Source organism: Cellulomonas sp. SLBN-39, from assembly GCF_006715865.1.
Classification (GTDB): domain Bacteria; phylum Actinomycetota; class Actinomycetes; order Actinomycetales; family Cellulomonadaceae; genus Cellulomonas.
This window is the reverse complement of the sequence record NZ_VFOA01000001.1, coordinates 3,184,725-3,210,502: the sequence shown is the minus strand read 5'-3', so window position 1 is coordinate 3,210,502 and position 25,778 is coordinate 3,184,725. Positions and strand designations below refer to the sequence as shown.

Genomic DNA, 25,778 nt, shown 5'->3' with positions numbered 1-25,778 from the left:
CCCGCCGGACGCCCCGGCGGGACCGAGAACGGCCCGACACCCACGGACGAGGACGAGGAGGTTCGGTGCACCCCAGTACGCTGCCGCATGTGCGGACCAGACTGACCGACCTCGCCGAGCAGGCGGGCGTGAGCACCGCGACCGTCTCGCGCGTGCTCAACGGGAAGCACGGCGTGTCCGCGCAGGCCCGCCAGGCGGTCCTCGCCGCGCTCGACGTGCTCGGCTACGAGCGCCCCGAGAAGCTGCGGATGCGCTCGGCCGGCCTCGTCGGCCTCGTCGTCCCCGAGCTGACGAACCCGGTGTTCCCCGCGTTCGCGCAGGTCATCGAGACCATGCTCACGGACCGCGGCTACACCCCGCTGCTGTGCACGCAGTCGCCCGGCGGCACCACCGAGGACCAGTACGTCGAGCTGCTGCTCGAGCACGGGGTCGACGGGATCCTGTTCGTGTCGGGGCTGCACGCCGACACGTCCGCCGGCAAGGAGCGGTACCACCGCCTGCGCGGGCGCGGCATCCCGGTCGTCCTCGTCAACGGGTTCGCCGAGGGCGTCGACGCGCCGTCGGTCTCGACGGACGACGCCGCGGCCATGCAGCAGGCGTTCCGGCACCTGTACCAGCTGGGGCACCGGCGGATCGGCCTGGCCGTCGGCCCCACCCGGTTCGTGCCGTCCCGGCGCAAGCGCGACGCGTTCGTCGCCCTGCTCACCGAGCACCTGGGCGTGAGCGACCCCGACGCGCACGTCGTCTCGACGCTGTTCACCGTCGAGGGCGGGCAGGCCGCCGCCGCCGAGCTCTTCGCGTCCGGGCACACGGCCGTGGTGTGCGGGTCCGACCTCATGGCGCTCGGCGCCGTGCGCGCCGCCCGCAGCATGGGGCTGTCCGTGCCGGAGGACGTGTCGGTCGTCGGGTTCGACGACTCGCCCCTGATCGCCTTCACCGACCCGCCCCTGACGACCGTGCGCCAGCCGGTCGCCGCGATGGGCCACGCCGCCGTCTCCGCGCTGGTCGCGGAGATCACCGGCAACCGTGCCGCCCGGGCCGAGCTGCTGTTCCACCCCGAGCTCGTGGTGCGCGGGTCCACCGGCGCCGCCCCGGCCCCCGCCGGCGAGGACGCCGCCGCGCCCACCGCCGACGCGACCGCCTGAGCCGCACGCCCGCCCGACCACCCGCACCGCGTCCCCAGACCCAGCCCCCGCACGCCCCAGCACGGCCGGCGCACCCGGCCGTCCCGGCGACGCACCCTCCCCGCACCCGACGAGAGGCACGTCCCCCGTGACCACGCAGACCCTCCCCGACACGCTCGTCCACCGCCCGGACGGTGACGACAGCCCCTGGTGGCGGCACGCCGTCATCTACCAGGTGTACCCGCGCTCGTTCGCGGACGGCGACGGCGACGGCGTCGGCGACCTGCCCGGCATCACCGCCCGCCTCGACCACCTCGTCGACCTCGGCGTCGACGCCGTGTGGCTGTCCCCCTTCTACCGCTCGCCGCAGGCCGACGCCGGGTACGACGTCGCCGACTACCGCGACGTCGACCCCCTGTTCGGCACGCTCGCCGACGCCGACGCGCTCGTGGCCCGCGCCCACGCCCTCGGCCTGCGCGTCGTGGTGGACCTCGTGCCGAACCACACGTCGGACGAGCACGCCTGGTTCGTCGAGGCGCTCGCCGCGGCCCCCGGGTCGCCGGCCCGCGAGCGCTACCTGTTCCGCGACGGCCGCGGACCGGGCGGCGACGAGCCCCCGAACAACTGGGAGTCGATCTTCGGCGGGCCCGCGTGGACCCGGACGACGAACCCCGACGGCACGCCGGGCCAGTGGTACCTGCACCTGTTCGACGCCAAGCAGCCGGACCTCAACTGGGAGAACCCCGAGGTGCGTGCCGAGTTCGAGGACGTGCTGCGGTTCTGGCTCGACCGGGGCGTGGACGGGTTCCGCGTCGACGTCGCGCACGGCATGGTCAAGGAGCCGGGGCTGCCCGACTGGCACGGGCACGTGTCGATGATCGAGGGCACCGACGACGCGGACGCGACCGAGGCGGTCGACGGGTCCGGCAACCACGGGCCGATGTTCGACCAGGACGGCGTGCACGAGATCTACCGGGCGTGGCGTGCGGTGCTGGACGGGTACGCGGGGCGCGCGATGGTCGCGGAGGCGTGGGTCGAGCCGCTGTCGCGGCTGGCCCGGTACGTGCGCCCCGACGAGATGCACCAGGCGTTCAACTTCGCGTTCCTCGCGGCCGGGTGGCACGGGCCGTCGCTGCGCCGGGTGATCGCCGCGTCGTTCGCCGCGAACGACGCGGTGGGTGCGCCGACGACGTGGGTGATGTCGAACCACGACGTGGTGCGGCACGCGTCGCGCCTGGGCCTGTCGGACCCGACGCACCGGCCCAACGGCATCGGCGCGGGCGACGAGCAGCCCGACGCCGCGCTGGGGCTGCACCGGGCGCGGGCCGCGACGCTGCTCATGCTGGGCCTGCCGGGGTCGGCGTACCTGTACCAGGGCGAGGAGCTGGGCCTGCCCGACCACACGTCCCTGGACGACGACCTGCGCCAGGACCCGGCGTTCTTCCGCACGGGTGGTGCCGAGCGCGGCCGGGACGGGTGCCGGGTGCCGCTGCCGTGGGAGGGCGACGCGCCGGGCCTGGGCTTCTCGCCGACCGGGGCGACGTGGCTGCCCCAGCCGGCGGCGTGGGCCGACCTCGCCGCCGACCGCCAGCGCGGGGTCGAGGGGTCGACGCTCGAGCTCTACAAGGCCGCGCTGCGCCTGCGCCGCGAGCGCGCGCTGGGCAGCGGCGGCATGGCGTGGCTGCCGGAGGTGACCGACGAGCACGTGCTCGCGTTCCGCAACGGCGACGTCGTGGTGGTCGCGAACCTCTCCGAGGAGGACCACCCGCTGCCCGCGGGCGCGCAGGTGCTGCTGACCTCCGACCCCCTCGGCGGCACCTCAGCGGACCCGCGGCTGCCCGCCGGCACCACCGTGTGGCTGCGCGCGCAGGACTGACGTGACCGTGTCACGCGACGGTGGCCTCGACCGCGTGCTCGACCACGCGGGACAGGCCGCCGTCGCGGGCCCAGCGGCGCTGCTCGGCGGAGCCCGTGCCCCGCACCCAGACGGCGCCGAGGAGGTCGGCGACCAGCGCCGTGTCGCCGGTGTCGTCGAGGGCCGGGCCCACGTGGTCGAGCAGCGCACGGACCCCCGCCTGCGCGCTGACCGGCGCGAAGGCGGGCGGGACCACGAGCTCGGACGTCAGGCCCGACCGGCCGGCCCGCCAGGTCGCGGCGCGCAGGAGCTCCTCCCGGTCGGTCGCCGGGGCGACGCCGTCGGCCGCCTCGCGCGCCGCGGTCTCGACGAGCGCTCGGGTCAGCGCGGCGACGAGCAGCGCGTCGTCGGCGCGCAGGCACACGTCGGCGACGCGCACCTCGACCGTGGGGTACCGGTGCGAGAGCCGGGCGTCGAAGTAGACCATCCCCTCGTCGAGCGCCGCGCCGCTGGTCACCAGCGCGTCGACGACGCCCCGGTAGGCCGTCGCGGACCCGAACGGTGCCGTCGGGCCGGCGGTCGGCCAGCGGTGCCACACCTGCGAGCGGTAGCTGGCGTAGCCGGTGTCCTCGCCGTGCCAGTACGGGGAGTTCGCGCTCAGCGCGAGGAGCACGGGCAGCCACGCGCCGATCCGGTCGAGGACGGCCACGCCCTCCTCGTCGTCGGCGACGCCCACGTGCACGTGGCAGCCACCGGTGAGCTGCTCGCGCGCGACCACCGCGTACTCGCGGACCATGCGGTGGTACCGCCACCCGGGCGTGGTGCGCGACTCCCCCGCGAGCGGCGACGTCGCCAGCGCTGCGAGCCGGGCGTCGGCGTCGGCCGCGGCCGCGGCGGCCCGCGACCGGCCCTCCCGCAGCTCGGCCCGCAGCGCGGGCAGGTCGGTGCACGGGTGCGTGCCGGTCTCCAGCTGCTCGGCCTTCAGCTCGTGCTCGAGGACGCCGCCGGGGCGCCCGTCGTCGCGCTGCTCCGGGTGCGTCCGCCCGTCGGAGGCCAGCGCCTCGTCCGCCGCCGGCGCCGGCTCTCCGCCCGCCCCGACCAGCAGGTACTCCTCCTCGACGCCCACGGTCCGCATGAGGGACGAGTCTGCTGCCACCGGCGCCGGCGCGCATGACGGACGATCCTCGGCCCGCCCCCGTGAGCGCCCTCCCCCGCGTCCTGGTCACCGGTCCCGCGTCGTGGAGCACGGTGGTGCACGTGGCGCGGCTGCCCGAGCCCCGACCGCACACCGCGTTCGCGCAGCGATGGGCCGACGGGCTCGGCGGCACGTCGGCCGGCAAGGCCGTCACGCTCGCGGCGCTGGGCGTGGACGTGCACCTGCGCACCCTGCTCGGCGACGACGACGCGGGCCGGCGGGTGCGGGCCGCGCTCGACCGGCCGGGTCTGACGCTGCACGCCCTGCCGGCCCGTGACGGTGCGACCGAGCGGCACCTGAACCTCCTCGACCCCACGGGCGGCCGCGTGTCGCTCTACCTCACGCTTCCCGAGGCGGCCGTACCCGTGCGGCCCGTCGACCTGGGGCCGGCGCTCGACGGTGCCGGCGCCGCCGTCGCCGACCTGGCCGAGCACAGCCGGCCGCTGCTGGTCGCCGCCCGCGGGCGCGGGGTGCCGCTGTGGTGCGACGTGCACGACGACGACGGCGCGGCCGACGGGTACGCGCGGGCGTTCACGGCGGCGGCCGACGTCGTCGTCGCGAGCGCCGTGCGCCTGGACGACCCGGCCGCGTACCTGCGCGCCCGGGTCGCCGAGGGCGCCCGCCTGGCCGTGTGCACGCTGGGCGCCGCCGGGGCTCTCGCGCTGGCGCACGACGGCGACGGGGAGCGGTGGTTCGAGGTCGGGACCGCCCCGGTGGACGGCGACGTGCACGCCGAGGGCGCCGGCGACGCGTTCGTGGCGGGGCTGCTGCAGGCCACCCTGACGGGCGTGCCCGTGCCGGGGGCGCTGGCACGGGCCGCGGCCACCGGGGCGCTGGCCGTCGGGCAGGAGGGGCTCGGCGCGCCGGGGGCGAGCGCGCAGGCCGTCGCGGCTCTCGCCGGCTGCGTCGAGGTCCGTTCCCGGTGAGGCGGCCGGTTCAGCCGCCGGAGACGGACAGCTCGGCCTCGTGCAGGTCGCGGCGGAAGTCCTCGGACAGCTCGCGCGAGTCCAGCCACCCGTAGGGCAGGATCGGGCGCTTCGGGGAGCCGGCACGCCCGCGCGGGCCCTCGGCGGCGTCGCCCGGGTACGGCTGGTCGAGGTCGAGGCCCGCGAGGCGGTCGTCGAGCTCGGCGAGGGAGGACACCAGCCCGAGCGCGGCCCGGGTCTCCCCACCGACGACGTAGCCCTTGAGGTACCAGGCCATGTGCTTGCGCATCTCGCGCAGCGCCTTCGACTCCTCGCCGAAGTGGTCGACCATGAGCTCGGCGTGACGGCGCACGACCCGTGCGACCTCGCCGAGGCCGGGGCGGATGCGCTCGTCGGAGCCGGCGAACGCGGCGGCGAGGTCGGCGAACAGCCACGGGCGGCCCTGGCAGCCACGGCCGACGACGACGCCGTCGCAGCCGGTGTGCGCGACCATCGCCAGGGCGTCCTCGGCGGACCAGATGTCGCCGTTGCCGAGCACGGGGATGTCGGTCACGGCCTCCTTGAGGGTGGCGATCGCGTCCCAGTCGGCGGTGCCGGAGTAGTAGTCGGCGGCGGTGCGGCCGTGCAGCGCGACGGACGCGACGCCGGCGTCCTGGGCGGTCAGGCCGGCCTCGACGTAGGTGAGGTGGTCGTCGTCGATGCCCTTGCGCATCTTCACGGTCACCGGCACGCCGTGCGGCCGGGCCGCGTCGACCGCGGCGCGCACGATCGAGGCGAACAGCTCCCGCTTCCACGGCAGCACGGCTCCGCCGCCGCGGCGGGTGACCTTGGGCACCGGGCAGCCGAAGTTCAGGTCGACGTGGTCGGCACGGTCCTCCTCGACGAGCAGGCGCACCGCCGCACCGATCGTCACGGGGTCGACGCCGTAGAGCTGGACGGAGCGCGGGACCTCGTCGGGCTCGAACGAGATGATGCGGAACGACTCGGGGCTGCGCTCGACGAGCGCGCGGCTGGTGACCATCTCGGCGACGTACAGGCCCGCGCCCGACTCGCGGCACAGCCGCCGGAACGCGGCGTTGGTCACCCCGGCCATGGGCGCGAGCACCACGGGCGTCGTGACGGTGAGGGGGCCGATGTGCAGCGGCGGGAGCACCGCGCCGGGGGCGCGCGCGTCGCCCGCGGCGGCCGGGAGCGTCTCGGGCGTCGTGGTCATGCCCCCATTGTCGCCCGACGGCGGGGCGGGTCCGCGGACGGGGCCCGACCTGCGACGATCGGGGCGTGACCGACGACTCCCCGCTCCCCTCGTTCCTGCCGCCCGGCGTGCCCGCCTTCCTCGAGGGCACCCCCGGCGACGCGGTCGACGGCGTGGTCGCCTCCCTCGCCATGGCGGCCGCCCTGCGCGGCGGCCCGTCGCCGCTGACGGACGAGCAGGTCGCGGCCCTGCTCGTGCGTGCCGGCCTGCCGGGCGACGCCGACCACGTCGCCCAGGTCCGCGCCCGCGCCGGTGCGGACCTGCTCGTGGCGCCGCCGCAGCCCTGAGCGCACGCGCGGTCGCGCCGCCGGGCACCGCTGGGGCAGGCTGGCACCCGGGCGCAGCCGTGCCCGCACCCGGCAGGAGGAGCACCCATGGCCGACTGGAACGAGCAGATCGTCGCCGAGTTCCGCGCGAACGGCGGCACCGTGACCACCATGGGCTTCGGCCGCAGCCTCGTCCTGCTGCACCACACCGGTGCGCGCACGGGCGCCGCGCGCGTCTCGCCGGTGTTCGCGATCCGTGACGACGAGGACACGTGGCTCGTCGCGGCGTCGAAGGCCGGTGCGCCCGAGCACCCCGCGTGGTTCCACAACCTGCTCGCCCACCCCGACACCGTCGTCGAGACCCCCGACGACGGGACCGTGCCCGTGCACGCGCGCGAGCTCACGGGCGCCGGTCGCGACACCGCCTGGGCACGGTTCACCGCGGCGTCCGACGGGTTCCGCGGCTACCAGGAGAAGACGACGCGGACCATCCCCGTGGTCGCGCTGACCCGTCGCACCCCCTGACGGCCCGGGCGCTCCGACGGGCGCGGACCCGCACCGGCAAGTCCCGGACGCGGGCCGTCCCCGGCCGCTAGCCTGCGAGGACATCGGCACCGGCTCGGGGGGCAGCATGGGGGACGTGGCGGTTCGTCAGGGTGCGGCGCGCAGGCCGCTGCGCGTGGTCGGCGGGACGGCAGGGGTCGTGGGCGCGCTCGTCGTGGCCGCGCTCGTGTGGTTCCTGCTGACCGAGGGCCTGATGCTGCACGGCACCCGCACGGGCCTGGCCCCGGGGGTCGGTGCGGTCACGTCCGTGGACCCCGGCGCCGAGGACGTCGGGTCCCTGCACGGCCGGCAGGTCACGCTGCAGGTCCGCGACGGGGTCCTCGACGTCGGCTGGGGCGGCGAGCACGCCGGCCTGCCGCTGGACCAGGACCGCGCGTCGGCCACCCTGGGCGACGGCCTCGACCGGGTCGCCTACGCCGGGCTCGTGCCCGACGGCGTCACCCACGTGCTGTGGTGGGTCGGCGACGCGGAGGAGGGCCGCACGCTCGTCGAGGTCCCGACGTTCGCGCTCGACGGGGACTCGACGGACCGCCGGGCCTACGTCCTGGCGGTCCGCCCGCCGGCCACGGACTCCTTCGCCGAGGTGTCCTCCGGGGTCGCCTACGTCCGCGGCGGCGAGGTCGAGGTCGCCGGCTGCACGACCGACGACCGGGCCGGCTGCCAGGCCGGGGACGTCCCGGCCGCGGTGCACGACCTCGCTGCCCGGCTCGCCGGCTGACCGACCGGGGCGTCGGACGTCAGGGCGCCCACCGGCGCACGAGCGCACGGAACCCGTCGGCCGCCCGCGCCCGACGCTCCGGCTCGGACGCGTCGTGGGTGGCCGGGAGGTCCGACCGGTCGAGGCGGCCCTGCACCCAGGCGCGCAGGACGGGCGGCACGACACCGGTGCCGAGCTCGCGCGTGACGGCCTTGGCCGCGACGAGGTCCGCCACGGCGGCGCGGACGTCCCCGGGCACGGGTGCGCCGTCGAGGAGCGCGTCGAGCGCCATCGGCGGGACCAGCGCGCCCGGGTGCGCGTCGAACCACGCCAGCACCGCCGCGGGACGCACCGCGTAGAGCACCTTCTTCAGCGGCACCGTCCGACCCGCGGCCGCGCCGGAGCGGTCCCAGTGGTCGGCGCCGACGTGCGCGTAGTGCCGCACGACGCGCGCCCGGTCGCTGACGGCGTCGACGAGCGCGAGCAGCTCCTCGCGGAAGTCCTCGTGGCCGGCGTAGACGTGCGGGGACCGCAACCACTCCCCGACGGTCGCGTTGCCCGCCACCGCCAGCCGCACGGCCTTGAGCACGTCCCACCCGCTGACGTCGAGGACGGCGTCCAGCGGGGTCTCGACCACGTCGCGCGCGGGCCACGGGTCGAGGTACGCGTCCACGGTGCGCACGTACAGGAACCGGCAGTCGTAGTCGCTGTCGGGCGAGGGGAAGCCCCACGCGCGGCTGCCGCTCTCGACCGCCCACGGCACGGCCACGCCGTGCTCGCGCGCGACGCCCGCCAGGCGTGCGTCGACCGCGGCCACGACCTGCGCGTCGAAGGACGCCGGCAGGTCGCGGCTGCGCGGCGCGACGCCGACGGGCGCGCCGGCGCCCGCAGGCACGGGTGCGCCCGTCGGCACGGGCCTCAGGCGCCGACGAGGCGCTGGGCGAGGTACCCGGCGACCTGGTCGAGCGCGACCCGCTCCTGCGTCATCTCGTCCCGGTGCCGGATGGTCACGGCGTGGTCCTCGAGCGTGTCGAAGTCGACGGTGATGCAGAACGGCGTGCCGATCTCGTCCTGACGGCGGTACCGGCGCCCGATCGCGCCCGCGTCGTCGAAGTCGACGTTCCAGCTGCGGCGCAGCTCGGCCGCGAGGTCGCGGGCCTTGGGCGAGAGCTGCTCGTTGCGCGACAGCGGCAGCACCGCGGCCTTGACCGGCGCCAGGCGCGGGTCGAGGCGCAGCACGACGCGGGTGTCGACGCCGCCCTTGGTGTTGGGCGCCTGGTCCTCGTGGTACGCCTCGACCAGGAACGCCATGAGGGAGCGCGTCAGGCCCGCGGCGGGCTCGATGACGTAGGGCACGTACTTCTCGTTCTTGGCCTGGTCGCGGTACGCCAGGTCCTGGCCGGAGTGCTCGCCGTGCGTCGACAGGTCGAAGTCGGTGCGGTTGGCGATGCCCTCGAGCTCGCCCCACTCCCCGCCGGTGAAGCCGAAGCGGTACTCGATGTCGACCGTGCGCTTGGAGTAGTGCGAGAGCTTCTCGGCCGGGTGCTCGTAGTGGCGCAGGTTGTCCGGGCTGATGCCGAGGTCGGTGTACCAGGCGGTGCGCGCGTCGATCCAGTACTGGTGCCACGTCTCGTCGGTGCCGGGCTCGACGAAGAACTCCATCTCCATCTGCTCGAACTCGCGCGTGCGGAAGATGAAGTTGCCGGGCGTGATCTCGTTGCGGAACGACTTGCCGATCTGGCCGATGCCGAACGGGGGCTTCATGCGCGCCGCGGTGTACACGTTGCGGAAGTTCACGAAGATGCCCTGCGCGGTCTCGGGCCGCAGGTAGTGCAGCCCGGACTCGTCCTCGACCGGGCCGAGGTACGTCTTGAGCATCATGTTGAAGTCGCGCGGCTCGGTCCAGCGCCCGCGGGTGCCGCAGTTGGGGCACGCGAGGTCGGCCAGGCCGTTCTCCGGGGCGCGGCCCTTCTTGGCCTCGAAGTCCTCCAGGAGGTGGTCCTCGCGGAACCGCTTGTGGCACGACAGGCACTCGGTGAGCGGGTCGGTGAACACGCCGACGTGGCCCGAGGCCACCCACACCTGGCGGGGAAGGATCACGGAGGAGTCGAGGCCGACGACGTCGTCACGGCCCTGCACCATCGTGCGCCACCACTGGCGCTTGATGTTCTCCTTGAGCTCGACGCCCAGCGGCCCGTAGTCCCAGGCCGACCGCGTGCCGCCGTAGATCTCACCGCTGGGGAAGACGAACCCGCGGCGCTTGGCGAGGGCGACGACGGCGTCGAGGCGTGAGGGTGCTGCGGACGGTGCCACGAGGTTCTCCTGGGTCGAGGAAGCCCGCGACCGGATGCCGCGGGGCACAACCTCCCCAGGCTACCGGCGGGCGCAGGCGGCCCGGACGGGCGCAACGCCGCGCGCACCCGCCGGCACCTGCGACTTTGACAACCATTCTCGGGTTCGGTGAGAATCGGTCTCATGTCCAGGTCCTCCCGCGCCCTCGCGCTGCTCGCGCTCCCCGCCCTCCTCGTCGCCGGCTGCTCGTCCGGCGCCGCTCCGGCAGGCGGCTCGGACGACGCCGCGGTCGAGGCCCTGGCGTCGTTCTACCCGCTGCAGCTCGTCACCGAGCAGGTCGGCGGCGACCGCGTCGCCGTCACCTCCCTCACGCCCCCGGGCGCCGAGCCGCACGACGTCGAGCTCTCCCCCGCCCAGGTCGCGTCCGTCTCCGCCGCGCAGCTCGTCGTCTACCAGTCCGGCTTCCAGGCCGCCGTGGACGAGGCCGTCGAGCAGTCCGCCCCCGCGCACGTCGTCGACGCCACCGACGTCGCCGACCTGCAGGTCACGGGCGCCGACGACGGCCACGACCACGGGGCGGAGGACGAGCACGCCGACGAGGAGCACGCCGAGGACGAGCACGAGCACGCCGAGGAGGAGCACGCGGAGGGCGAGCTCGACCCGCACTTCTGGCTCGACCCCAGCCGCATGCCCGCCGTCGCGCAGGCCGTCGCCGACGCCCTCGCCGAGGTCGACCCCGACGGCGCCGCCACCTACCAGGCCAACGCCGACGAGCTCGCCGACCGCTTCACGGCCCTCGACGAGGCCTACGCCGCCGGCCTGGCCACCTGCGAGCGCACCACGTTCGTGACCTCGCACGAGGCGTTCGGGTACCTGGCGCTGCGCTACGACCTCGAGCAGGTCGGCATCTCCGGTCTCGACCCCGAGGCCGAGCCGTCCCCCGCCCGTCTGCGCGAGGTCGGCGAGCTCGTCGAGGCCGAGGGCGTCACGACGATCTTCTTCGAGACCCTCGTCAGCCCCAAGGTCGCCGAGACCCTGGCCGCCGACCTCGGCGTCGAGGCCGCCCTGCTCGACCCGCTGGAGGGCCTGACCGACGAGACGCAGGACTACTTCTCGGTCGCCGAGGCCAACCTCGACGCGCTGAGCGTGGCATTGTCCTGCTCGTGACCGAAGCAGCGCTCGAGGCCACCGGCGTCCACGTGACGCTGGGCGGCCAGCAGATCGTGCGCGGCGTCGACCTGCTCGTCCCGTCCGGCCAGGTGCTCGCGCTCCTGGGCGCCAACGGGTCGGGCAAGTCGACGCTCGTGCGCTCCCTCCTCGGGGTCGTGCCCCTGGCCGCCGGGCAGGTCCGCCTGCTCGGCGCACCGCTGGGCCCGCGCGTGCCCTGGGACCGCGTCGGGTACGTGCCCCAGCGCATGGCCGCCGGCGGGGGCGTGCCCACCACCGCCCTCGAGGTCGTCGTCTCCGGCACCCTGCACGGCCGACGGCTCGTCCCGCCGCGCGACCGCCGGGCCCGCGCCCGGGCCGCCCTCTCCGAGCTCGGCGTCGGCGACCTGCAGGACCGTCGCGTGCAGGAGCTCTCCGGCGGGCAGCAGCAGCGGGTCCTCATCGCCCGGGCGCTCGTGCGCCGTCCCCGGCTGCTCGTGCTCGACGAGCCGACGTCCGGCATCGACCTGCCCACCCAGGAGGCCTTCGTCTCCACCGTCGCGCGCCTGCGCGACGAGGGCACGACCGTCGTGGTGATCCTGCACGAGATCGGCCCCTTCGCCCCGCTGATCGACCGGACCGTGGTGCTGCGGCACGGGCGCGTCGTGCACGACGGCGACCCCGTCCACGCGCGTGCCGAGCACGGCGGCGCCGGGCACGACCACACCCACCCGCACGCCGACCCCGCCACGCCGCAGGACGGCCCCGACCTCACGCTGGGGGTGGCCCCGTGACCTGGTGGTCCGAGCTCGCGCTCATGCTCACCTCGCCCCTCATGCAGCGGGCGCTCGTCGCGGCCGTCCTGGTGGGCGCGACCGCCCCCGTCGTCGGCACGTTCCTCGTCCAGCGGCGCCTCGCGCTCATGGGCGACGGCGTCGGCCACGTCGCCCTCACCGGTGTGGCGCTGGGCTGGCTCGTCGGCAGCTGGGCGGCCGTGAGCCCGGCCGACGCGCTCGCCGTGCCCGGGGCGGTCGTCGCGGCCGTCGTCGGTGCCGTCGTGATCGAGCTGGTGCGCGAGCGCGGCCGCACGAGCGGCGACCTCGCGCTGGCGATCATGTTCTACGGCGGCATCGCGGGCGGCGTGCTGCTCATCAAGGTCGCCGGCGGCACCAACGCCAACCTCATGAGCTACCTGTTCGGCTCGATCGCCACCGTCACCACCGCCGACCTGTGGTGGACGGTGGCGCTGGCCGTGCTCGTGCTCGGCGTCGGCGTGGGCCTGCGCTGGGTGCTGTTCGCCGTGAGCCACGACGAGGAGTTCGCGCGCGCCAGCGGTCTGCCGGTGCGCCTGGTGTCGATGGCCGTGGCCGCGCTCGCCGCCCTGACCGTCACCATCGCGATGCGCGTCGTCGGGCTGCTGCTCGTCAGCGCCCTGATGATCGTCCCGGTCGCGACCGCGCAGCTGTTCGCCCGGTCGTTCGGCCGCACCATGGCCGTCGCGTCGGCGATCGGCGTCGTCGTCAGCGTCGTCGGCCTGACGTTCACCTACTGGAACGACGTCCCGCCGGGCGCGACGATCGTCGTGCTCGCGATCGGCCTGTACGCGGCGGGCTCGGTGGTGCGGCCGCTCGTCCAGCGGCGACGCCCGACGCCGGGCGACCCGCACCCCTCGGTCCCCGACGACGTCGACCTGCCCCCGCAGGGCCGCACGGCCGTCGGCGACGACGCCTGCACGCCGGCGCCGGCCACGCGCCCGGCCGGGTGACCCGCCCGGGCGCAGGTTAGGCAGACCTCAGGAGCCACGTAGGATCGGGGGCATGACGGACGTCGCGCGCGAGTACGGGCTCGGCGGGCTGCCCGTCGCCGTGGTGCTCGTCGCCCTCTTCGCCATCGTCCTCGCCCGCTCGCACCTGACGTACTGGGCCGGGCGGGCCGTCGCCCGCGGTGCGCAGCACGAGGGTCTGCGCCGCCGCGGACCCGCCGGGTGGCAGCGGACCGTCGAGCGGGCCGCGCGGGTCTCCGCGACCCCCGGGGCCCGGCGGGGCATCGCCCTCGTGCACCGGTGGGGGCCGGCCGCCGTGACCCTGGCCTACGTCACGGTCGGCGTGCAGACCGCGGTGTTCCTCGGCTCGGGCCTCGTGCGCATGCCGTACCTGCGTTTCACGCTCGCGTCGCTCCCCGGCTCCGCCGCCTGGGCGGTCGTGTGGGGCACGGTCGGCATGGGGGCCGTCTGGGGCGCCGTCACGCTCGCCGCCGGGTCGCCGTGGGGGCTCGCCGCGCTCGGTGCGGTCGTGCTCGTGCTCGGGACGGTCGTGGGCGCCGCGGTGCGCCGCCGCCGGCGCACCGAGCCCGCGCTCGTCGTCGCCGATCCCGACCGCCACGACACCTGAGGCCCCGGCGCCCGACCCGACGCCTGCGCCTGGCCCGGTGCCCGACCGGCGCCCGCCCTGTGGCCGTGCGGGGCCGGACCGGCCGTCAGGAGCCGTGCGCGGGCGACACGCAGAACTGGTTGCCGTCGGGGTCCGCCAGCACCGTCCACGTGAAGCCGTCCGGCAGGGAGTGCTCCCCGACCGGCTGCGCCCCCGCGGCGACCAGACGCCCGACCGTGGCCGCGACGTCGTCCGCCGCGAGGTCGAGGTGCTGCCGGTTCTTGCCCGGGGTCGGGTCGTCGAGCTGCTGGAAGCCCAGGGTCAGCCCGCCCGGCGCAGCGGGCAGCAGCATCGCGAACCCCTCGTGCTGCTCGACCCGGCCACCCAGCGCGCCCGCCCACCACGACGCGAGGCGCACCGCGTCGCGCGTGTCGAACGTGACCATCCCCACCCGCACACCCGTGCTCGTCATGGACGGCACGCTAGCGGGCGCCACCCACGGGCGCGGTCGCCCCGGGCCGGTCCACCGCCCCGCCGTAGCGCCGGTCGCGCCGCGCGTACTGCTCGACCGCCCGCCACAGGTGCCGGCGGTCCACGTCGGGCCACGGCTCGTCGAGGAAGATCATCTCCGCGTACGCCGACTGCCAGAGCAGGAAGTTGGAGATCCGCTGCTCGCCGGACGACCGCAGGAACAGGTCGACGTCCGGCATGTCGGGCTCGTCGAGGTACCGCGCGAACATCTTCTCGTTGACCTTGTCCGGCTTCAGCCTGCCCGCCGCGACCTCACGGGCGATCGCCTGCGCCGCGTCGGCGATCTCCGCGCGTCCGCCGTAGTTCACGCACATCGTGAGCGTGCACGTCGAGTTGCCCGCCGTGGCGCGCTCCGCCTCCTCCAGCTGGGAGACGACCGACCGCCACAGGCGCGGACGGCGCCCCGCCCAGCGGATGCGCACGCCCCACGAGTCCAGGGTGTCCTGCCGGCGGCGCAGCACGTCCTTGCTGAACCCCATGAGGAACCGCACCTCGTCGGGCGAGCGCGACCAGTTCTCCGTCGAGAACGCGTACGCCGACACGTGCGTGACGCCGACCTCGATCGCACCGGCCACGACCTCGATCAGCGAGGCCTCGCCCGCCTCGTGCCCGGCCGTGCGCGGCAGACCACGGGCGTTGGCCCAGCGGCCGTTGCCGTCCATGACGACGGCCACGTGCTTGGGCACCAGGGCGCGCGGGACCGCCGGGGGGCGGGCACCGCTCGGGTGGGGCGGGGGCGGGACGGGCATCAGATCCTCTCGACCATCGGCAGCGAGCGCAGGCGGCGCTCGAGGTGGAACTGGCAGAAGGCCGCGACGAGGCCGTTGCCCTCGACGCGGTGCCGCTCGTGGCTGGCGTCGGCGACCGGCCAGTCGCCGCCGAGCAGGGCCGCGAGCAGCGTGAACGTCTCCGGCGCGGGCGCTGCGGCACCGGGCGGGCGGCACGCGCCGCAGACGGCACCGCCGACCGCGGGCGCGAACGCGTGGTGCGGCCCCGGCGCGCCGCAACGGGCGCAGTCGGTGAAGCTCGGCGCCCACCCGGCGATCGCCAGGGCGCGCAGCAGGTACGAGTCCAGCACGAGGCCCGGGCTGTGCTCGCGGGTCGCGAGCGCACGGACCGCTCCGACGAGGAGCCAGTACTGCGGCACGGCGGGCTCGTGCTCGGCCTCGACCAGGCGCTCGGCGGTCTCGAGCATCACCGTGCCCGCGGTGTAGAGGGTGTAGTCCTCGCCGACGCGGCGGCCGTACGCGCCGATCGTCTCGGCCTGGGTCACCACGTCCAGCGACCGCCCGGTGCTCAGCTGCAGGTCGACGTGCATGAACGGCTCCAGCCGCGAGCCGAACCGCGAGGTCGTGCGACGCACGCCCTTGCCCACGGCACGGACCTTGCCGTGACCACGGGTCAGGAGGGTGACGATCCGATCGGCCTCGCCCAGCGCGTGGGTCCGCAGCACGATCGCCTCGTCGCGGTAGAGGCTCACCGGAGCATTCTGCCCCGTGCCGCCCACGCCGCCGCACGGGGAGGCCGGAGACGGCCGCACGGTGCCGGCACGGTGCGCGAGGATGGCGACGGGACCCGCCACCGCCGGGGTGGCCGACCGTGAGGACAGCCGATGACGACCGACCACAAGAGGCTCGTCCCGACGTACCGCGCGCCCCGGGGCGCCGTCGAGCTGGTGACCGTGCCGGTGCTGCAGTACCTCATGGTCGACGGCGAGGGCGACCCCAACACCTGCGACGCCTACCGGGACGCGCTCGCGACGCTCTACCCCGTCGCGTACAAGGTCAAGGCCCTGTGCCGCGCGCAGGGCGAGGACCACACGGTGATGCCCCTGGAGGCGCTGTGGTGGGCCGACGACATGGCGGCCTTCACGACGGCGCGCGAGAAGTCCCGGTGGGCGTGGACGGTGATGATCATGATGCCCGGCACCGTGACGCCCGGGGTCGTCGAGGCCGCACGGGACGCCGTGCGCGTCGCCGGACGCGGACCGTCCCTCGACGCCCTGCGCCTGGAGACCCTCGACGAGGGGCTGTGCGTGCAGACGCTGCACGTCGGGCCGTACGACGCCGAGGGACCCGTCCTCGCGCGGATGCACGACGAGCACGTCGCCGCCCGCGGGCTGCGGATGCGGGGCCGGCACCACGAGATCTACCTCGGCGACCCCCGGCGCACCGCACCGGAGCGCCTGCGGACGATCCTGCGCCAGCCCGTGTCCCCCGCCCGGACGTCGGCGACCGGCTGACGACGGAGGACGGCGGGACGCGGACGGCCGGACGACGACGGCCGGCCCCGCACCCGGGACCGGCCGTCGTCCGGCTGCTGCCGGACCGTCGTCGTGGACCGCGTCAGCGCTCGTGGCGGTTGACCGCGGACACGATCGCCTTGAGCGAGGCCGTCGTGATCGACGGGTCGATGCCGACGCCCCACAGCACGTCGTCGCCGATGGCGCACTCGACGTACGCGGCAGCCGTGGCGTCGCCGCCGGACGACAGCGCGTGCTCGGCGTAGTCGAGCACGGACACGCGCACGCCGACCTCGGCCAGCGCGTCGACGAACGCCGCGACCGGGCCGTTGCCCGTGCCGCGCAGGGTCCGCTCGACACCGCGGTCGACGAGGTCGACCTCCAGGGTGTCCTGCCCGCCCTCGGTGCTCGTGGCGCGCGTGCCGCGCAGCGCGAACCGGCCCCACGGCTCCAGGTGCCCGCCCGGCGTCGCCGGCAGGTACTCGTCGCTGAAGATCGACCACAGCTCGTCGGCCGTGACCTCGGTGCCGTACGTGTCGGTGTGCCGCTGCACGACCTGGGAGAACTCGATCTGCAGGCGCCGCGGCAGGTCCAGGTCCCGCTCGGACTTCAGCAGGTAGGAGATCCCGCCCTTCCCGGACTGGGAGTTCACGCGGATGATCGCCTCGTAGGAGCGGCCGACGTCCTTCGGGTCGATGGGCAGGTACGGCACCGCCCACTCGACCTCGTCGACGCTCGTCCCGGCCGCGTCCGCGCGCACCTGCAGCGCGTCCAGGCCCTTCTTGATCGCGTCCTGGTGCGAGCCGGAGAACGCCGTGAAGACGAGGTCGCCGCCGTAGGGGTGGCGCTCGTGCACGGGCATCTGGTTGCACCGCTCGACCGTGCGCCGCACGCGGTCGATGTCGGAGAAGTCGATCTGCGGGTCGATGCCCTGGCTGAACAGGTTCATGCCCAGCGTCACCAGGTCGACGTTGCCCGTGCGCTCGCCGTTGCCGAACAGGCAGCCCTCGATGCGGTCCGCACCGGCCAGGTAGCCCAGCTCGGCGGCGGCCACCGCCGTGCCACGGTCGTTGTGCGGGTGCAGCGAGATGACGACGTTCTCGCGGTGGTGCAGGTGCCGGCCCATCCACTCGATCGAGTCGGCGTACACGTTGGGCGTGGCCATCTCGACGGTCGCCGGCAGGTTGATGATGACCTTGCGCTCGGGCGTCGGCTCCAGCACGTCGAGGACCGCGTTGCACACGCGCACCGCGTACTCCAGCTCGGTGCCCGTGTACGACTCGGGGCTGTACTCGTAGAACACCTCGGTGTCCGGCACGAGCTCCTCGTACTTCTTGCAGAACCGTGCGCCCGAGACGGCGATGTCGGCGATCCCGTCCTCGTCGGAGCGGAACACGACCTCGCGCTGCAGCACCGACGTCGAGTTGTACAGGTGCACGATCGCCTGCTTGGCGCCCGCGATGGACTCGTACGTCCGCTCGATGAGGTGCTCGCGCGCCTGCGTCAGGACCTGGATGACCACGTCGTCGGGGATGCGGCCCTCCTCGATGAGCATCCGCACGAAGTCGTAGTCCGTCTGCGACGCCGACGGGAAGCCGACCTCGATCTCCTTGTAGCCCATCGAGACCAGCAGCTCGAACATCTCGAGCTTGCGGGCGGGGCTCATCGGCTCGATCAGCGCCTGGTTGCCGTCGCGCAGGTCGACCGCGCACCACCGCGGGGCGGTCGTCATGCGCCGCGACGGCCAGGTCCGGTCGGGCAGGTCGACGGTGATCTGCTCGTGGAACGGGCGGTAGCGGTGCGCCGGCATGCCCGACGGCTGCTGGGGGTTGCGCCCGGCGGCGGGGGCGCTGGTCGTCCGGGGGGTCGTGCCGGGGGTGGTCGTCTGCTCGCTCATGGGGTCGTCCTTCGTCGCGGGGTCTCGGCGGGGTCAGCCGGCACGGCGCACACCGCGGCGAGGATCCGGCCTAGAAGGCCTCGCCGCGGCGACGAAGGAGAAGCAGGGACGTCGGCACCAGGCGACCATACCCCCGTGGCCCGCACCTGCGGCAACCCGGCACGCGACCGGTCCGCACCGCGGACACCCGGGCGCACCTCAGCCGAGCACGACCACCTCGTCGGAGGTCCGCACGACCATGCGCCCCCCGACCACGTCCAGCCCGCGGGCGCCGTCGGGCAGCGGGACCGACCACACCCGCACCCCGTCCCGCAGCCCGCGGCCGACGAGCGCCCACCCGTCGCCCGGGGCCGGCTCGGGGCCGACCACCACGAGGCCGTCGGTCACCGGCCCGAACGGCACGACCTGCGGCACCCGCTGCTGCCACAGCACCGCGCCGTCCCCGGCGTCGACGGCACCGACCCCGACGTCGCCGCCCAGCACCACCACGCCGTCCACGACCGCGACGGGCGACAGCGGCACCACCTGCTCCCAGCGCTGCGCCCCGTCGTCGGGGTCGACCGCCACGACCCGGCGCCCGAGGTCGACCAGCAGCGCGCCCGACGAGCGGTCGTCCGCGGACAGCCGCACGGGCAGGCCCACGACCTGGGCCCGGACCTCGCCGTCGGCGTCGTGCAGGCGGGCGTCACCGGTGGACGCCCACGACGCGAAGCCGCCACCCGTGAGGGGGACGACGAGCAGCTGGCGGCCCGACGCGCTGCCGGACAGCCGTTCCCCGTCCACCGCGTCGAGGACCGCCGTCGAGGTGCCCGTCAGCACGACCAGGTCCTCGCCGACCTCGAGCCGCGGGTCGGGCCGCGACCCGTCGGTCGTCACGCGCTCGTCCTGGCTCGTCACGCCCCACCGCAGGGTGCCGTCGGCCCCCGCGCGGCGCTCCACGCGGACCCGCCGGTCGGGGGTGGCCGTGGCGACCACGAGGTCGTCGCCGACGCGCCCCACGCCCACGAGCCGCTGGCGCACCTGCCAGGATCCCGCGGGTGCGCCGGACGACGCGTCGAACGCGACGAGGCGGGTCACCGGCACCACCGGCTCCGGCGTCTGGCGACGCCCGTAGACGACGCCCGGCTCCACCCAGCCGCACACCACCAGGGTGCTGGCGGCCGGGCCAGGCAGGCACACGACCGACACGGTCTCGAACCCCGCCCGGGAGACCTCGACCACGTCCTGCTCCCACGCCGCTCCCCCGGTCACGGGGTCACGGCCCGTGACCGTCCACGTGCCGGTGACGTCCGAGACCGTGACGAGCGTCCCGCCCGCGGCCAGCACCGTGCCGTACCGGTGCGGCACGGCGGCGCGCCACACCTCGCGCGGCGTGTGGTCCAGCGCCCGCACGAACCCCGGCAGCTGCGCGAGCCGGTCGGCCCGGGCGTCCGCGCGCCGGGCGACCGCCCCGGTCGCGACGACGGCCGCCACGACCACCAGGACGAGCACCGCCGCGAGCGACCACGCCCACCACGGGAGCCACCGTGCACCGCCCGGGGTCGGGTCGTCACCCGGGGTCCGACCGCGCGGCGGGCGCGCACGAGAGGGCGCCGGCCCGGGCGGGACGTCCTCGTCCGGGTCGGCGATCTCGACCAGCTGCATCCGCGCAGCCGGGCGGTCGCCGGCCATGCCACGACTCTAGGACGGTCAGGGCACGGACGCCCGTCCATCTCCCGCCGGGACGGCCAGCACCCGGAACGTGCAGTCCCCGAGCTGCACCGTCGCGCCGGGACGCAGCCGCACGGGGTGGTCGACCCGGCACACCACCTGCTGGCCGTCGGGCAGCGTGACGACCGTGCCGTTGGTCGACCCGCGGTCCGCGACCCACGCGCCGTCCGCGTCCACGCCCACCTGCAGGTGCGTCTTGGACACCGAGCGACCCGGGTCCATCACGCGCACGACCTGCACGCCCGGGGCCGGTGCGGGGTTGCGTCCGACGAGGGCGCTGGCCTCCACCACCACGACCCGGCCGTCGTCGAACGCCAGCCGCGCGCCCCGCGCACCCGGCTCCGGCTGCACGGGACGCACGTCGGCCCGTGGCGGTGCGGGCCGGGTCATCTCCAGCTCGGGGGCGAGGCCGAAGACGAGGTCGGGCGAGCCCGGGCGCACCAGCGGCACCGCACGGGTGTCGAGGTCGGGGCCTGAGCGCTGCTGGTGCAGGGGGGCCAGGCGCAGCGCGCCCGTGGCGGTCGGGACGCCGGCCGACGGCGTGCCCGGCCCGGGCGAGGAGGCGCCGGGGCGGGGGGCCACGGCCTGCACGGGGACGGCCTGCGCGGGCACCGGTGCGCCGTCGCCGAGGCCCGGCACCGGCGGCACCAGGCCCGGCCCGTCCGTGCCCCGGGCCCGGGCACCCGCACGGGCCGCCCTCCGGGCGGCCTCCTGACGGTCGACCCGGAGCACCTCGGCGCCGACGGCCTGGTCGTGCCATCCCCGACGCCTGCCGGTGCGGTCCAGCAGCGGTGACGCCAGCACCACGATCTGGCCGACGCCGCACGCCAGCGCCCCCGCGGCCACGACGAGGCCGCGCACGAGCACCCGCCACGCCCCGACGGGCGTCCGGGCGTCGGCGTCGACCGTGCGCACACCGAGCAGCAGGCGCCCGAGCGTCCAGCCGAGCCGGCCGTGCAGCAGCCACTGCACGAGGGTCAGCACGGCGGCCACGACGGTGCCGGCGACGAGCAGCGGCACGGGGACCGCGCCGGCGACGGACCCGGGCTCCGCGCCGCCGACCACGGCACGGACCGCGTCGGCCAGGGCCAGCACCACCAGGCCGCCGCCGAGGAGCAGGACGAGCACCTGGTCGACGGCGACGGCGACGAAGCGTCGCCCCAGCCCCGCGGGCTGGTCGCCGACCGGTGGTCGCAGGGACGTGCGGGTCATCGTTCTCCTCGGGGACGAGGGGGACGACGCGCGGACCGGCCGCGCGTCGGACGGGACCGGGGGCCGGACGCACCGGCCCGCCGGGAGGGGCGCCGCAGCGACGCCACCGAGGCCAGCGCCCGCAGACGGGCACGGCGGGACAGGGTGCCGCGGAGCTCGGCGACGACCGCCTCGACGTCGCTCCAGTAGGCGTCGACCTCCGCCGGTGCGGGGTCACCGGCGCCGAAGACCGCACGGTCGGCGCGGGCGGCGAGCGCCCGCAGGCGCGCGGCGACGGCCGGGTGCGCGGCGACGAGCGTGCCGGCCCACGACCCGGCGGCCTCCTGACGGGTCGCGGACGCGGGCGGCGGCGCGCCCATGTCGTGGGCGGCGTCGACGACCTCGTCCCACCCGCCCGCGACCCGGTGCACGGGCTCCGCCAGGGCGCGGCGGCGCCGTCGGCGGCGTGCCTTGAGCGCCACCACGACGAGCAGGGGGCTGAGCAGCACGAGCAGGCCGGCGAGGCCGATCCCGGTGGCCGTGAGCACGACGCGCAGCCAGCGGGCGACGGCGCTCTCGCGCTCCTCGTCCTCGGTCTGCGGCTGCTCGGTGTCGTCCTCGGGCGGGTCGACGCGGTCCTCGGGCAGGTCCGGCGGCTGCACGACCTGCGGCTGCGGGTCCGAGGGGGTGTTCTCCTCCTCCTCCTCGGGGGTCTGCGACGACGGGGGCGTGGGGTCGAACGCGACCCAGCCGTGCCCGGCGAAGGCGACCTCGACCCACGCCTGGACGTCCTTGCCGCGGATCTCGACGGCGCCGTCCTCCGTGGTCGGGACGGTCACCTCGCCGCCGTCGCCGGCGTCGCCCGCCCCCGGCACGAAGCCGAGGACGACACGGGCGGGCAGCCCCATCTCACGGGCCATGAGGGCCATCGCCGCGGCGTACTGCTCGCCGTCGCCGACCATGATCGACGACCCGCCGAGCAGGGCCGCGAGGCGCGCCGCGCCGTGGCCGGCGAGCGAGGGGTGGTCGCCGGCGTCGGTGAGGCCGTGGCTGAAGAACCCCTCGGTGGCCAGCCACGTCTCCAGGGTGCGCGCCACCTGAACGGGCGTGCCCGCGTCGCGCGCGACGTCGGCCGCGGTGACCGCCACGCTCTGCGGGACGCCCACCGACGGGGGCTGCACGACGGGCGCGGCGGGCGCGGCACCGATGGTGTCGTCGTCGGGCGTGGTCGGCACGACGACGTCCACGGCGTACGTCTGGCCCTGCCGGACGCCCGAGGTGAGGACCGCGCCGCCCGTCGCGTCGTTGTACCGCAGGTCGGCCGCGTCGGCGCCCAGGTCGAACGCGGTCGCCTGGCCCACCGTCGGCAGCCACACCCCGCGCAGCGCCTCGATCGTCACCCGGACGGTCGCGCGCTCCCCCGTGGCCGACGTCTCGACGACGTCGCCGACGCGCCGGAACTCCCCGGACGCCTGCGCGGAGCCGTCGCCGGCGACGTTCCACACCACCCCGTCGTACCGGTCGAACGTCGCCAGTCGGACGCGGGCGTCGGCCGGGAGCCCGTCGACGGTGAGCAGCACCGTCTCGTCCTGCTTGACCATGCGCCGGAACGCGGCCAACGGGCTCGGGTAGTCGCGGGGGTCGAAGGGCGGGGTGATCTCGTCGCGGACGACGAACCGCGGCGTCGAACCGGTCACGAGCGGTCCGCCGACCAGCCCGCCGGCTGCCACGACCGCGGCCATCAGCCCGGTCGCCAGCACCCGGCGCGGTCGGAAGGTGCCGGTGCGGGCCGCCGCCCACGGCAGCAGCGCGAGGGTCATGACCACCCCCGCGAGGACCGGCGGCACCGGCGGCGTGCGCGTCCCCAGCACCACCGACGCCACGAGCACCACGAGGGGCACGAGCGCCGCGGTCGCCGCCGCACCGGACCGGCGCACGCGCAGCGTCAGCGCCGCCGACGCCGCTGCCCCCACGAGGGCGACGACCAGCGCCGCGACCAGCAGCGTGCCCGACGCCCCCACCGGCGGCTGCAGCGTGACGACCTGCGCCCACGTGGACACCAGCCCGCGGGCCAGCGCCGTGACGGTGGCCGGCGTCGGCACGACGCCCGCCACGGTCGTGGTGGGAGCCGCCAGCGCACCGCCGAGCAGGAAGTACCCCGCCAGGAGCGCCGCGACCACCGACAGCGCCGACCACCGGCGCACGGCCCCCAGCACCGCGACGCCCGTGCCGAGCACGAGCCCGCCGACGAGTGCCGGCAGCACCGCACCCGTGCCGTACGCGGGCAGGAGCGGGGTCAGCGCGAGCGCGAGCGTCGCGAGCAGGACCAGCAGGTCGGTCAGGGCCGCGGACGGGGTCCGCACACCCACCGCCCGCGGGGCGGACGTGGGGCTCATCCGGCCACCCGGCGCAGCGCCCGCGGCAGGTCCTCGAGCCGGCCGAGCGTCGCCAGGGTCGTCGAGCCCTGCGTGCGGACGGCGACGTCCGCCCCCCGCGTGCAGCGCAGCACGACCGCGCGGGTGCCCGCCGGCAGGTGCCGGGTGCCCAGGCGCACCTCGGCGTCCGTGGGCACGCCGCCGGTCACGAGGAAGGCGACGGACACGTCGGGGGTCTCGCGCACGACGCGGCGGCCCAGCAGCGCGACGCCCGCCCCGGCGGCGGTCGACGCCACCCGGGCGCAGTCGTCGAGCAGGAGCGGCGGCGTGCCGGTCCGCAGCCGTCCCGGGCCCGCGAGCACCTCGACCTCGCGCTCGTCGCGGATCGCCTGCACGGCGATCGACGCGGCCACCGACACGGCGGTCTCGAACTCGTCGGCGTCGGCGTAGTCGCCCGTCGCGGTGGCCAGCGCGACGGTCGTGAGGGTGCGGCGCGTGTCCTCGAACTGCTTGACCATGAGCTGGCCCGTGCGGGCGGTCGTGCGCCAGTGGATGTACCGCCGGTCGTCGCCCGCGACGTAGTCGCGCAGCGCGTGGAAGTTCAGGTCCGAGTCGGACAGGTCGCGCGTGGCCTGGCCCTCCAGGTCGCGCAGCAGGCCCGCGTTCGCCCCGCCCAGCGCCACGACCTCGGGGTGCACGAACAGCTCGTACGGCTCGGTCCACCGCAGCCGGCGGCGCGCCAGGCCCAGGGGGTCGCCGCGGCGCGAGAGCACCGGGCCGACGACGACGACGGCCCGCCGGTCGGTGGGGATCGCGAACAGCTCGTCGTGCACGGCGCCGGGCGCCAGCGACGGCACCGCGAGCTCGGCGGTGCGCTCCCCCACGGGCAGCTCGACCTGCGACGGCAGCGAGCGGCGCCGGGCCGCGTTGCGGACGTCGAGCCGCCCCACGGCACGCTGGCCGATGCGCACGCGCCGGTCCGCGAGGTCCAGCACGACCCCGTACCGGGGCCGCCCGGCGGTCATCAGCACGGACACGAGCAGGGCGCAGACCAGGGCGACGCCCAGGCCCGCGAGCTCGCCCCAGCCCAGGAGACGGCCGGCCACGAGCGACACCACGGCGAGGACGGCCACCCCCCACCCGACGGGCGAGACGTGCACCGGTCAGGCCACCCGCATCGTCGGCGGCGCGACCTGCTCGAGCACGCGGGCGACGACGTGCTCGGCCGTGACACCGGCGAACTCCGCCTCCGCGTCGAGCACGAGCCGGTGCGCGAGCACCGGCTGCGCCAGCACCTTGACGTCGTCGGGGACGACGTAGTCCCGCCCGGCGGCGGCCGCGGAGACCTTCGCGCACCGCACCAGCGCCAGGCCGCCGCGCACGGACGCGCCGAGCGCGGTCTGCGGGTCGTCGCGCGTGGCCTCCAGCAGACGGGCGACGTAGTCCAGCAGCGCCGGGTCGACGTGCACGGTCAGTGCGAGGTCCGCCATGGTGCCGATCGCCTGCGTCGTGATCCGCGGGTGCAGCGCGAGGGTGCGGTCCTTGGCGCCGGCGAGGATCTCGACGGACGCGGCCCGGTCGGGGTAGCCGAGCGACGTCTTGAGGATGAAGCGGTCGAGCTGGGCCTCCGGCAGCCGGTACGTGCCGGCCTGCTCGATCGGGTTCTGCGTCGCGATGACCATGAACGGGCGCCCCACGGGGTGCGTCACGCCGTCGACCGTGACGTTGGCCTCCTCCATGACCTCCAGCAGCGCCGCCTGCGTCTTGGGCGACGCCCGGTTGATCTCGTCGGCGAGCACCACCGAGGCGAAGATCGGGCCCGGGTGGAACTCGAACCGCTGCGTCGACTGGTCGTAGATCGTCACGCCCGTCACGTCCGACGGCAGCAGGTCCGGCGTGAACTGGATGCGGTGGTGGCTGCCCTGGACGGTGGCCGCGATGGCCTTGGCCAAGGACGTCTTGCCGGTGCCGGGGGCGTCCTCGAGCAGGACGTGCCCCTCGGCGAGCATCGCGACCAGCACGAGGCGGATCGGCTCCTCCTTGCCCAGCAGGGCACGGCCGACGTTGGCGACGAGGGCCTCGAAGGTCTCGCCGAACCAGGTGGTCTGCTCGGGGGTCATGTGCGGGGCGCTCCTGGTTCGCGGGC

24 protein-coding genes are annotated in these 25,778 nt (G+C 76.0%); 11 read left to right on the top strand and 13 right to left on the bottom strand.

What is annotated here, in order from left to right:
- The first annotated feature begins 89 nt into the window (after positions 1-89).
- Both FBY24_RS14605 and FBY24_RS14600 read left to right on the top strand, forming a co-directional pair.
- Positions 90-1,145: a LacI family DNA-binding transcriptional regulator gene (locus FBY24_RS14605; protein WP_255432413.1), complete on the top strand. Its 1,056-nt coding sequence runs from the start codon at positions 90-92 to the stop codon at positions 1,143-1,145.
- Between the two features lie 127 nt (positions 1,146-1,272).
- The gene (locus FBY24_RS14600) at positions 1,273-3,000 is read left to right on the top strand and encodes a glycoside hydrolase family 13 protein (protein ID WP_142161683.1); all 1,728 of its coding nucleotides are present in this window, start codon (positions 1,273-1,275) and stop codon (positions 2,998-3,000) included.
- Between the two features lie 10 nt (positions 3,001-3,010).
- On the opposite strand, the gene FBY24_RS14595 is transcribed toward FBY24_RS14600, so the two are convergent.
- Complete coding sequence (locus FBY24_RS14595) at positions 3,011-4,114, bottom strand: glutamate--cysteine ligase (protein ID WP_142161681.1); 1,104 nt, start codon at positions 4,112-4,114, stop codon at positions 3,011-3,013.
- Positions 4,115-4,176: 62 nt separating this feature from the next.
- Between FBY24_RS14595 and FBY24_RS14590 the strand changes: the two genes are divergently transcribed.
- Positions 4,177-5,100 (top strand): carbohydrate kinase family protein, encoded by a 924-nt coding sequence (locus FBY24_RS14590; protein WP_255432412.1) that lies wholly within the window; start codon positions 4,177-4,179, stop codon positions 5,098-5,100.
- A gap of 10 nt (positions 5,101-5,110) precedes the next feature.
- On the opposite strand, the gene dusB is transcribed toward FBY24_RS14590, so the two are convergent.
- Positions 5,111-6,313 carry a tRNA dihydrouridine synthase DusB gene (gene dusB, locus FBY24_RS14585; protein ID WP_142161677.1) on the bottom strand — a complete coding sequence of 401 codons (1,203 nt, stop codon included), beginning with the start codon at positions 6,311-6,313 and terminating at the stop codon, positions 5,111-5,113.
- Positions 6,314-6,378: 65 nt separating this feature from the next.
- Here dusB and FBY24_RS14580 point away from each other — a divergent pair, with 65 nt between their 5' ends.
- The 3 genes from FBY24_RS14580 (at position 6,379) to FBY24_RS14570 (ending at position 7,900) form a co-directional block, all read left to right on the top strand.
- Complete coding sequence (locus FBY24_RS14580; protein WP_142161675.1) at positions 6,379-6,639, top strand: hypothetical protein; 261 nt, start codon at positions 6,379-6,381, stop codon at positions 6,637-6,639.
- An 87-nt stretch (positions 6,640-6,726) separates the two neighbouring features.
- Positions 6,727-7,143, top strand: coding sequence for a nitroreductase/quinone reductase family protein (locus FBY24_RS14575; protein ID WP_142161673.1), 417 nt, complete (start codon positions 6,727-6,729; stop codon positions 7,141-7,143).
- 115 nt (positions 7,144-7,258) lie between these two features.
- Positions 7,259-7,900 (top strand): hypothetical protein, encoded by a 642-nt coding sequence (locus FBY24_RS14570; RefSeq protein ID WP_142161671.1) that lies wholly within the window; start codon positions 7,259-7,261, stop codon positions 7,898-7,900.
- Positions 7,901-7,919: 19 nt separating this feature from the next.
- Here FBY24_RS14570 and FBY24_RS14565 read toward each other — a convergent pair whose 3' ends face one another.
- Positions 7,920-8,774, bottom strand: a complete 855-nt coding sequence (locus FBY24_RS14565; protein WP_142161669.1) for a DNA polymerase beta superfamily protein — start codon at positions 8,772-8,774, stop codon at positions 7,920-7,922.
- Positions 8,775-8,797: 23 nt separating this feature from the next.
- A complete protein-coding gene (locus tag FBY24_RS14560) occupies positions 8,798-10,192 on the bottom strand; it encodes a glycine--tRNA ligase (RefSeq protein WP_142161667.1) in 1,395 nt (464 codons plus the stop codon).
- A gap of 162 nt (positions 10,193-10,354) precedes the next feature.
- Here FBY24_RS14560 and FBY24_RS14555 point away from each other — a divergent pair, with 162 nt between their 5' ends.
- Genes FBY24_RS14555 through FBY24_RS14540 form a run of 4 tightly spaced genes read left to right on the top strand, consistent with a single transcriptional unit; the run spans position 10,355 to position 13,707 of the window.
- Positions 10,355-11,338, top strand: a complete 984-nt coding sequence (locus FBY24_RS14555) for a metal ABC transporter substrate-binding protein (RefSeq protein WP_142161665.1) — start codon at positions 10,355-10,357, stop codon at positions 11,336-11,338.
- A complete protein-coding gene (locus FBY24_RS14550; protein ID WP_255432411.1) occupies positions 11,335-12,111 on the top strand; it encodes a metal ABC transporter ATP-binding protein in 777 nt (258 codons plus the stop codon). The genes FBY24_RS14555 and FBY24_RS14550 overlap by 4 nt, the downstream gene beginning before the upstream one ends.
- Positions 12,108-13,082, top strand: a complete 975-nt coding sequence (locus FBY24_RS14545; protein WP_255432410.1) for a metal ABC transporter permease — start codon at positions 12,108-12,110, stop codon at positions 13,080-13,082. Before FBY24_RS14550 ends, FBY24_RS14545 begins: the two co-directional genes overlap by 4 nt.
- Positions 13,083-13,134: 52 nt before the next feature.
- Entirely contained in the window at positions 13,135-13,707 is a 573-nt protein-coding gene (locus FBY24_RS14540; RefSeq protein WP_142161663.1) for a DedA family protein, read from the top strand.
- Positions 13,708-13,792: 85 nt separating this feature from the next.
- Here FBY24_RS14540 and FBY24_RS14535 read toward each other — a convergent pair whose 3' ends face one another.
- Genes FBY24_RS14535 through recO form a run of 3 tightly spaced genes read right to left on the bottom strand, consistent with a single transcriptional unit; the run spans position 13,793 to position 15,697 of the window.
- Positions 13,793-14,158 carry a VOC family protein gene (locus FBY24_RS14535; RefSeq protein WP_222117255.1) on the bottom strand — a complete coding sequence of 122 codons (366 nt, stop codon included), beginning with the start codon at positions 14,156-14,158 and terminating at the stop codon, positions 13,793-13,795.
- Between the two features lie 10 nt (positions 14,159-14,168).
- Positions 14,169-14,966, bottom strand: a complete 798-nt coding sequence (locus FBY24_RS14530) for an isoprenyl transferase (protein WP_142161661.1) — start codon at positions 14,964-14,966, stop codon at positions 14,169-14,171.
- Positions 14,966-15,697 carry a DNA repair protein RecO gene (gene recO / locus FBY24_RS14525; protein WP_142161659.1) on the bottom strand — a complete coding sequence of 244 codons (732 nt, stop codon included), beginning with the start codon at positions 15,695-15,697 and terminating at the stop codon, positions 14,966-14,968. The genes FBY24_RS14530 and recO overlap by 1 nt, the downstream gene beginning before the upstream one ends.
- Positions 15,698-15,829: 132 nt before the next feature.
- Here recO and FBY24_RS14520 point away from each other — a divergent pair, with 132 nt between their 5' ends.
- Positions 15,830-16,459, top strand: a complete 630-nt coding sequence (locus FBY24_RS14520) for a GyrI-like domain-containing protein (RefSeq protein WP_142161657.1) — start codon at positions 15,830-15,832, stop codon at positions 16,457-16,459.
- A 103-nt stretch (positions 16,460-16,562) separates the two neighbouring features.
- Here FBY24_RS14520 and leuA read toward each other — a convergent pair whose 3' ends face one another.
- The 6 genes from leuA to FBY24_RS14490 form a co-directional block, all read right to left on the bottom strand.
- A complete protein-coding gene (gene leuA, locus FBY24_RS14515; protein WP_142161655.1) occupies positions 16,563-18,356 on the bottom strand; it encodes a 2-isopropylmalate synthase in 1,794 nt (597 codons plus the stop codon).
- Between the two features lie 198 nt (positions 18,357-18,554).
- On the bottom strand, positions 18,555-20,027 hold the full coding sequence (locus tag FBY24_RS14510; protein WP_142161653.1) for a PQQ-binding-like beta-propeller repeat protein: 1,473 nt from the start codon (positions 20,025-20,027) through the stop codon (positions 18,555-18,557).
- Positions 20,028-20,045: 18 nt separating this feature from the next.
- Complete coding sequence (locus FBY24_RS14505; RefSeq protein ID WP_142161651.1) at positions 20,046-21,278, bottom strand: RDD family protein; 1,233 nt, start codon at positions 21,276-21,278, stop codon at positions 20,046-20,048.
- A complete protein-coding gene (locus FBY24_RS14500) occupies positions 21,275-23,653 on the bottom strand; it encodes a transglutaminase-like domain-containing protein (RefSeq protein ID WP_142161649.1) in 2,379 nt (792 codons plus the stop codon). The genes FBY24_RS14505 and FBY24_RS14500 overlap by 4 nt, the downstream gene beginning before the upstream one ends.
- On the bottom strand, positions 23,650-24,765 hold the full coding sequence (locus FBY24_RS14495) for a DUF58 domain-containing protein (RefSeq protein WP_255432409.1): 1,116 nt from the start codon (positions 24,763-24,765) through the stop codon (positions 23,650-23,652). Before FBY24_RS14495 ends, FBY24_RS14500 begins: the two co-directional genes overlap by 4 nt.
- A gap of 30 nt (positions 24,766-24,795) precedes the next feature.
- Entirely contained in the window at positions 24,796-25,752 is a 957-nt protein-coding gene (locus FBY24_RS14490; protein ID WP_142161647.1) for a MoxR family ATPase, read from the bottom strand.
- Positions 25,753-25,778: the final 26 nt, after the last annotated feature.

Excerpts from the sequence above, each read along its gene's own strand:
- FBY24_RS14595 (WP_142161681.1), bottom strand. The coding sequence starts at position 4,114 with ATGCGGACCGTGGGCGTCGAGGAGGAGTACCTGCTGGTCGGGGCGGGC.
- dusB (WP_142161677.1), bottom strand. The coding sequence starts at position 6,313 with ATGACCACGACGCCCGAGACGCTCCCGGCCGCCGCGGGCGACGCGCGC.
- FBY24_RS14575 (WP_142161673.1), top strand. The coding sequence starts at position 6,727 with ATGGCCGACTGGAACGAGCAGATCGTCGCCGAGTTCCGCGCGAACGGC.
- FBY24_RS14555 (WP_142161665.1), top strand. The coding sequence starts at position 10,355 with ATGTCCAGGTCCTCCCGCGCCCTCGCGCTGCTCGCGCTCCCCGCCCTC.
- FBY24_RS14540 (WP_142161663.1), top strand. The coding sequence starts at position 13,135 with ATGACGGACGTCGCGCGCGAGTACGGGCTCGGCGGGCTGCCCGTCGCC.
- FBY24_RS14535 (WP_222117255.1), bottom strand. The coding sequence starts at position 14,158 with ATGACGAGCACGGGTGTGCGGGTGGGGATGGTCACGTTCGACACGCGC.
- FBY24_RS14530 (WP_142161661.1), bottom strand. The coding sequence starts at position 14,966 with ATGCCCGTCCCGCCCCCGCCCCACCCGAGCGGTGCCCGCCCCCCGGCG.
- FBY24_RS14520 (WP_142161657.1), top strand. The coding sequence starts at position 15,830 with ATGACGACCGACCACAAGAGGCTCGTCCCGACGTACCGCGCGCCCCGG.
- leuA (WP_142161655.1), bottom strand. The coding sequence starts at position 18,356 with ATGAGCGAGCAGACGACCACCCCCGGCACGACCCCCCGGACGACCAGC.
- FBY24_RS14510 (WP_142161653.1), bottom strand. The coding sequence starts at position 20,027 with ATGGCCGGCGACCGCCCGGCTGCGCGGATGCAGCTGGTCGAGATCGCC.
- FBY24_RS14505 (WP_142161651.1), bottom strand. The coding sequence starts at position 21,278 with ATGACCCGCACGTCCCTGCGACCACCGGTCGGCGACCAGCCCGCGGGG.
- FBY24_RS14500 (WP_142161649.1), bottom strand. The coding sequence starts at position 23,653 with ATGAGCCCCACGTCCGCCCCGCGGGCGGTGGGTGTGCGGACCCCGTCC.
- FBY24_RS14490 (WP_142161647.1), bottom strand. The coding sequence starts at position 25,752 with ATGACCCCCGAGCAGACCACCTGGTTCGGCGAGACCTTCGAGGCCCTC.